Source organism: Streptomyces minutiscleroticus (genome assembly GCF_014650875.1).
GTDB lineage: Bacteria > Actinomycetota > Actinomycetes > Streptomycetales > Streptomycetaceae > Streptomyces > Streptomyces minutiscleroticus.
Map to the genome: position 1 here is coordinate 21,463 of NZ_BMVU01000073.1, position 6,211 is coordinate 27,673.

6 protein-coding genes are annotated in these 6,211 nt (G+C 70.8%); 4 read left to right on the forward strand and 2 right to left on the reverse strand.

Going from position 1 to position 6,211, the window contains the following annotated elements; translation table 11 throughout:
• Window positions 1-37 precede the first annotated feature (37 nt).
• The 3 genes from IE271_RS35885 (at window position 38) to IE271_RS35895 (ending at window position 3,044) form a co-directional block, all read left to right on the forward strand.
• Window positions 38-1,183 carry an acyl-CoA dehydrogenase family protein gene (locus IE271_RS35885; protein WP_190194660.1) on the forward strand — a complete coding sequence of 382 codons (1,146 nt, stop codon included), beginning with the start codon at window positions 38-40 and terminating at the stop codon, window positions 1,181-1,183.
• 24 nt (window positions 1,184-1,207) lie between these two features.
• Entirely contained in the window at window positions 1,208-1,627 is a 420-nt protein-coding gene (locus tag IE271_RS35890; RefSeq protein WP_190194661.1) for a thioesterase family protein, read from the forward strand.
• Between the two features lie 67 nt (window positions 1,628-1,694).
• Window positions 1,695-3,044, forward strand: coding sequence for a preATP grasp domain-containing protein (locus IE271_RS35895; RefSeq protein WP_190194662.1), 1,350 nt, complete (start codon window positions 1,695-1,697; stop codon window positions 3,042-3,044).
• Window positions 3,045-3,112: 68 nt separating this feature from the next.
• Here the strand turns inward: IE271_RS35895 and IE271_RS35900 are convergent, their stop codons facing one another.
• A complete protein-coding gene (locus tag IE271_RS35900; protein ID WP_190194663.1) occupies window positions 3,113-3,610 on the reverse strand; it encodes a CGNR zinc finger domain-containing protein in 498 nt (165 codons plus the stop codon).
• 122 nt (window positions 3,611-3,732) lie between these two features.
• Here IE271_RS35900 and IE271_RS35905 point away from each other — a divergent pair, with 122 nt between their 5' ends.
• Entirely contained in the window at window positions 3,733-4,929 is a 1,197-nt protein-coding gene (locus IE271_RS35905) for an MFS transporter (RefSeq protein ID WP_190194664.1), read from the forward strand.
• A 225-nt stretch (window positions 4,930-5,154) separates the two neighbouring features.
• Here IE271_RS35905 and IE271_RS35910 read toward each other — a convergent pair.
• Window positions 5,155-6,211 (reverse strand): IS701 family transposase (locus tag IE271_RS35910; RefSeq protein WP_229919808.1); only part of this gene is annotated, 1,057 nt, incomplete at its 5' end.

A 6,211-nucleotide genomic window follows, 5' to 3' on the forward strand; every position in this document is an offset into this window, starting at 1 on the left:
TCCGACTTGTCGAACAACGCACCGTGAGAGGAAGACCATGCTGCACCACTTCACCGATCCCGGCCTGCGCGAGCGCTACGCCGACCTCGCCGCCCGCACGGTCGCGGAGCGGGCCGAGAACTGCCGTGCCAAGGGTGTGCTGGACCGCGAGTCCTGGCAGGAGATCAGCGACGCGGGCATCTGGCGGTTGGCCGTGGACCGGCGCTGGGGCGGCGACGGCGGCTCCTGGTGGGACTTCACCGCGGCCTTCGAGGGAGTCGCCGCGGGCGGCCGCGACCTGGGTTTCTCGCTGTCGATGGTGGCGCAGGCGGGCCTCATCCGGTCCCTGCTCACCTACGGCAGCGACGAGCAGAAGGACTACTGGGTGCCCCGGCTGCTCGCGGGCGACGTCGGCGCCACGGCCCTGACGGAGACCACCGGAGGCTCGGACGTGACCCGCGGACGGACCTCGGCGGTCAGCGACGGTGACGGCTACCGGCTCACCGGCCACAAGGATCACATCACCAACGGGCCGGTGGCCGACGTGGCCCTGGTACTGGGACACGTCCCGGAGGCGGGCGACCGCGACATCACACTGTTCATGATCGACCTGAACGACGAGGGTGTCACCCGGGGCGACCCGGAGAACATGATCGGCAATCAGACCAGCCCCACCGGGCCGATCGCCTTCGAGGGGGTGCGGGTCGAGGCGCGCAACATCGTCGGCACGATCGGCGGCGGTCTCGAGGCCATCTACAACACCATCGCTCTGGACCGCCTGCTGTACGGAGTGCTGGCCGCCGCCTACCTGGACCCCCACCTGGACGATGTGCTCGCCTACGCCCGCCAGAGGCAGGCCTTCAAGGTGCCGATAGCCGACCACCAGTACGTGCAGGGCCGGATCACCGACGCCAAGTTCGCCATCGAGGCCACCCGGTACGTCTCCTACGGCGCCCTGGACTCCTTGCTGCGTGGCGATGAGCAGGCGTCCCTGCTGTGCTCGGTCGCCAAGTACCACGCCGGCGAGACGCTGCGCCTGGGCACCGAGACGGCCCTGCGGGTCTACGGGCACCTCGGCTACATGGAGGGTCCGGCCGCGCGGGCCCTGCAGGACGCGCTGGGCACCCTCATCGCCGGCGGCACCGCCGAGATGCAGCGCAAGAACGTCTTCAACCAGATGCGGCGGCTGGCCACGGCCGCCTGAGCTTCCATGCGACGAGAGGCAGACATGTCCGAGATGCTCACTGAGCCCCGCCCCGTGTTCGACTCCTTGATCGGCCGTTCCGCCACCCGCCGGCACGTCGTGGGCCCCCGCGACCTGGCGACCGCCTGGGACAACGATGTCGAGGTCCTGGCCACCCCGGTCCTGCTGTGGCTCAGTGAGGTCACCGCCATGGACGTGCTCGGCGACCACCTCACCGAGGGGTGGATGACGGTGGGGCTCAACCACGACTCCGCGCACCTGGCGCCCACGCCCGCCGGCGAGGAGATCACCGTCACCGCGATGCTGACCGAGGTCGACGGCAAGCTCCTCACCTTCTCCGTGGAGGCTCGCGACAGCAGGGCCGTCATCCTGCGCGGAGTGCACGGCCGGGCCGTGATCAACAGGGAGAAGTTCCTGAGCAAGCTCGCCGAACGCAGCGCCTGACCCGCCCGCCGGGGGCCGCCCGCACAGGCGGCCCCCGGTGCGCGCCCACCGCACGGAAGGACCCGCTGTGCCGCAACTCGTCATAGGCAATGTGACCAGCGAGTACATGTTCGCCTGCCCGCTGACCGACTTCGACCGCAGAGGCACCCACAAGCAACACGCCGTCTCCACCCGCACCGCCTGGCTGCTGGAGAACGGCGACGCCATGCTCTCCCACCGCCCTCTCACCCCCGACTTCCTCGCCTACCTCACCGACCGCCTCGGGCTCGACGGCGGCACCCTGACCCTCCTCGCCCCGGACGGCCCGCCCGAGGGCACCTTCCTCGACGCCCGCACTGTTCTGACAGATCCCCTGGTCAACCGCCTGTCGCAGATCGTGGGCCCCGACTGGACCCTGACGCCGTACCTGTACGACCGCACCATCGCCACCCTCGCCGACCGGCTCGGGCACGCCGACGCCCCCGGTGCGGCGTTCTTCGCCCAGGGCGGCAGCGACTTCTTCAACAGCAAGTCGTTCTTCCGCGCCTGGGCGACCGGCACCGGTGTCCCCGTCGCCCGCGGACAGGTGTGCCGCAGCCGTACCGCCACCGCGGAGGCCGTCCTCGCCCTGCTGAACCACACCGGCTCCGTCATCGTCAAGCAGGACTTCAGCGCCAGCGGGTACGGCAACGTCTTGTTCACCACCGATCCCGACGTGGCACCGATCGGCGCGAGCGCCAAGCACGTGACCGGCCGGCGCCCCGCGCGCTCCGACGTCGAACAGGCGCTGGCGGCGCACTTCCCGGTCGTCGAGCAGACCCGCGACTTCCCCGTGGGCCTGCGCCCCGGGGAAGCGGTCGTCGAGGTCTACCACCCCCACAGCCGCACCCTGTACAGCGAGCTGTACGTGCCCGAACCGCCGGCCGGACCGGAGCTGCTCGACCACGGCGACATGCGCATGGAACCGATCTGGAACGGCTTCGCCGTCCCGCCCGTCGACCTGCCCGCCCAGGCGGAGCGGACCATGACCGAATGGTCGCTGACGATGGCGCGCACGCTCCAGCTGCTCGGCTACCGGGGGTATCTCAACTGCGACTCCATCGTCACGCCGTCCGGCGAGGTCCTCTTCAGCGAGGTCAACGCCCGCATCGGCGGCTGCACCCATGTGCACGCGGCGGCGCGGCGGCTGCTCGGGGACGACTACCAGCACCGTCACACGCTGCTGACCCGCAACGACTTGCCGGTCGCGGACTTCGCCAAGCTGGCGCTGGCCATCGACTACGAACCGCGGCTGCGCCCCGACACGGACACCGGCGCCGTCGTGCTGGTGGATGACAGCCCCTGCACCGGGACCGTGGAGTACCTCGTCTACGGACCCGACGCGCACGCCGCGGCGGACACCGAGGAACTGCTGCGCCGCACCGCGGAGACGCTCTGACGGCCTGACGGCGGCCGCCGCGCCTGCTCGTCGGCACGCGCGGCGGCCTGCTCACCCGCCGGGGCCCCTCACTGGGTCTCGGCCGCTGCCCGTTCCCGCTGTGCCTGCCGCATGCGGCGCACTTTGGCGATACTGCCGCAGGCCCGCCCGGTCTCGTTGGCGTACATGCTGCACCAGGTGCGGGTGTTGTTGCGGGACTGGTCGTAGAAGACCCAGCGGCAGTCCGGGCACGCCTTGAGCCGCTGCCAGCGCCCGGCGAGCACCAGGTGCACGGCGTGCCGCAGAACGGTGTCGACCGGCCCGGACGGGCCTTCCAGCCGCAACTCGTCCTCGCCCACGCGCACGGTCTGCGGGTGCCGGGCGAGCCAGTCGTCCAGCCGCCTGTTCCCGCGCTCGGTCACGTCGGCACGCAGGTCGTCGCGCAGGAGCCGCAGGTCCGGCAGCTCGTCCTGGCGCGGTCGGGGGAGATGAGACAGGGCCTCGGACCACGCCTGCGCCGAGTCCGCGAGGTCGTGCAGCGTCTCCGTCTCCTCGCGCGTGTCGTTCGGGATCAGCCATGTGTTCAAAAAGGCCCGCATCTCCTCCACGCGCGGCCCTGCGACAGTCGTCCCAGCCTGTTTGCCCATCCATAAAGTTTAGCCGGTAACGCGCGTTTGGCGCCCCCTCGTGCGGGTTACCGTTGAAAACCATGAGTGGTAACACGATGGTGGCATCGACGCCGAACCCCACTTACCGGGACGTCCTGCGCCGCGACGGTTCGATCGCCTGGTACACCGCGATGACGCTCGTGCGCACGCCCGTCGCCACGGCCCCCCTGGCGCTGGTGTTCCTCGGGCACAGCACCGAGTCGTTCTCCGCTGGCGGCGTGCTGGCCGCGGCCCACGCCATCGGGGAGGCGGCCGGTGCCCCGGTGATGGGCCGCCGGTTCGACAAGAAACCCTTCCTCGGCCAATTACGCCTGGCCCTGGCTGTCGAGGCGGTCGCCTTCGCGGGGATCGCCGTGCTGGCCGGACATGTTCCGTTCCTGATTCTCGCCCTCCTGGCCCTCACCGCGGGAGGCGTCGCGGCCGGCGTGCCCGGCGGGATGCGGGCCCAGCTCTCCGGCACCACCCCCGAACCACTGCGACCGGCCGCGCTGAGCCTGGAGAGCGCCCTGAACCAGGCGGTGTGGGCCAGCGGCCCGGTGCTGGCCTCGCTGCTGTCCACCCAGGTCTCACCCCGTATCGCACTGCTGGTGATGACGATCGCCTCAGCGGCCCCGCTCGCCTTCGCCGCCCGTATCCCCCACACCCGGACAGGCGGACAGGGCGGCGGCGCCGCACCCGCCTCCACTCTCACCGTGGTACGCCTGGCCTGGCCGACCGTGGTCCTGGCCACGGCCAGCATGTTCCTGGTCGGCGCCATGGACGTGGTGCTGCCCCCGCGCCTGGAGGAGACGGGCCACCCGCTCGCCCTGACCGGTGTCGTCACCGGCGCCTTCGCCCTGGCCAGCATCGTGGCCGGACTCGCCTACGGCCGACGCTCCTGGCCCGGCACCACTGCCGCACAGACCCTGGTCCTGCTGCCCGCCATGACGGCGGCGCTCGCCGTGAGCGCCGCCACCGGCCAGCTGTGGGGCATCTTCGGAGCCTTCCTGCTCGGCGGCCTCTTCTACAGCCCGCTGATGATCATCCGGAACCTCGGCCTGCAGCACCGGCTCCCGCAGAACGTCTGGGCCACCGGCTTCTCCCTGCTCTACGCCGCCGGCGGCCTCGGTTACGGCGCCGCCGCCCTGCTGACCGCCGCCCTGATCCAGGCCACCACCCCGACCGTCACCATCGTGATCTGTACAGCGGTGACAACCCTGATCGGCGTGATCGCCGGCCTCGGCGAGCGCCGGCGTTGAGCCCTCCGGAGGATCCGATCGCCGCCCGATCCCCGCTCACCTGCGTTGACGAGAGGAACCGGGGCGGGAAAGGCGTCGCGGACGTCGTCCCGCTCCTCCCAACCGATCGGCGGGCGGCGGCGCCGACGCGGGTCGAGCCATGGCGACTTGGCCGGCACCAGCCTGTCCGGGACGTCGAACGGTGTGCCACACGTTGGAGCAGTGCTTCGAACGGAGGCTGCGGGACTAGCGGTGGTTTGTTAATCCGGGCAGTAGAGGTCGAGAGGTCTGCCGGTGGTGACGGCGGCGATGAGGTTCTGGAGTTCGGTGGGCGGGGGCTTCGCTGTCCAGGCGCGCCAGTAGCGTTGCAGCGTGGCCCAGGGCGTCAGCCAGCCACGAACGGCCCGGATCGCGCGGGGCCAGCTGACTGGCTGTGGCTGTTGTGGCTGAGAGGTTCCCCCTCTCTTCCGGTGTCGGCGACGCTCCGGTTTCGGGTGAGGGATCGGCGGCCGGTGGGGGTGGGGCGAACCAGGAGTCCCAGCAGAAGCTGAAGGCGCAGTTCACGAGGGTTTGGTGGCGGCGGATGGCGGTGTCGGAGCGGACTTGGAAGTCGGCCCGGCCCAGTTCGTCCTTGACCTGCTTGTAGCTCTGCTCGATCCAGTGCCGCAGCCCGTAGATGCGCACCACCTCGGCCAGGTCGGCGGGTGGATGGGGCGAGGTGGCGGCGCGTGGTGAGTTGGGGCGGGGCAGGTCGGTGGCCAGGTACCAGGTCGCTTTCTCCGGCAGGGTGGCCGGGTCGGCGGTGGCCACGACCAGGCGGATGATGCCGTCCGGTCCCCAGCAGCCCAGCTGGGCCTCGGCGGCCCACCAGGTGCGGGTGTGCCCGTTGCGAAAGACGCGCTCGATGCGGGTCCATTCCCCGGGATGGTCGGCGTCCTCCCAGGCCAGGAGGCGGGCGGCGTCGACCGGGGTGTGCACGTCCGGGCCGTAGGCCCACGTGCCGTGCCGGGGTTTGAGGGCCATCACGAACGGCAAATTCGCCGCGTACAGGTCGGTGCGGAAGCTGTCGTGGTCGCCGTAGGCGCAGTCGGCGGCCACGGCCCGAAAGTCCCACCCGGTGTCCTTGGCCTGTGTGGCCAGGGCGACCGCGATCTGGAGTTTGGTGCGAAAGTCCGGGTCGTTCTTGCCCTTGGGGAAGTGGTGGGCTGAAGTTCCCCCTCCGAGCTGGACAGCCTGATACTGGGACGACAGGTCCCGGAGGAAGCAGTTCCAGGTAGTGAGCAAGAAGAGCAATACGAGCAAG

What these genes read in the sequence shown, in the direction of transcription:
- IE271_RS35885 (WP_190194660.1), top strand. Translation starts at nt 38, where the DNA reads ATGCTGCACCACTTCACCGATCCCGGCCTGCGCGAGCGCTACGCCGAC.
- IE271_RS35890 (WP_190194661.1), top strand. Translation starts at nt 1,208, where the DNA reads ATGTCCGAGATGCTCACTGAGCCCCGCCCCGTGTTCGACTCCTTGATC.
- IE271_RS35905 (WP_190194664.1), top strand. Translation starts at nt 3,733, where the DNA reads ATGAGTGGTAACACGATGGTGGCATCGACGCCGAACCCCACTTACCGG.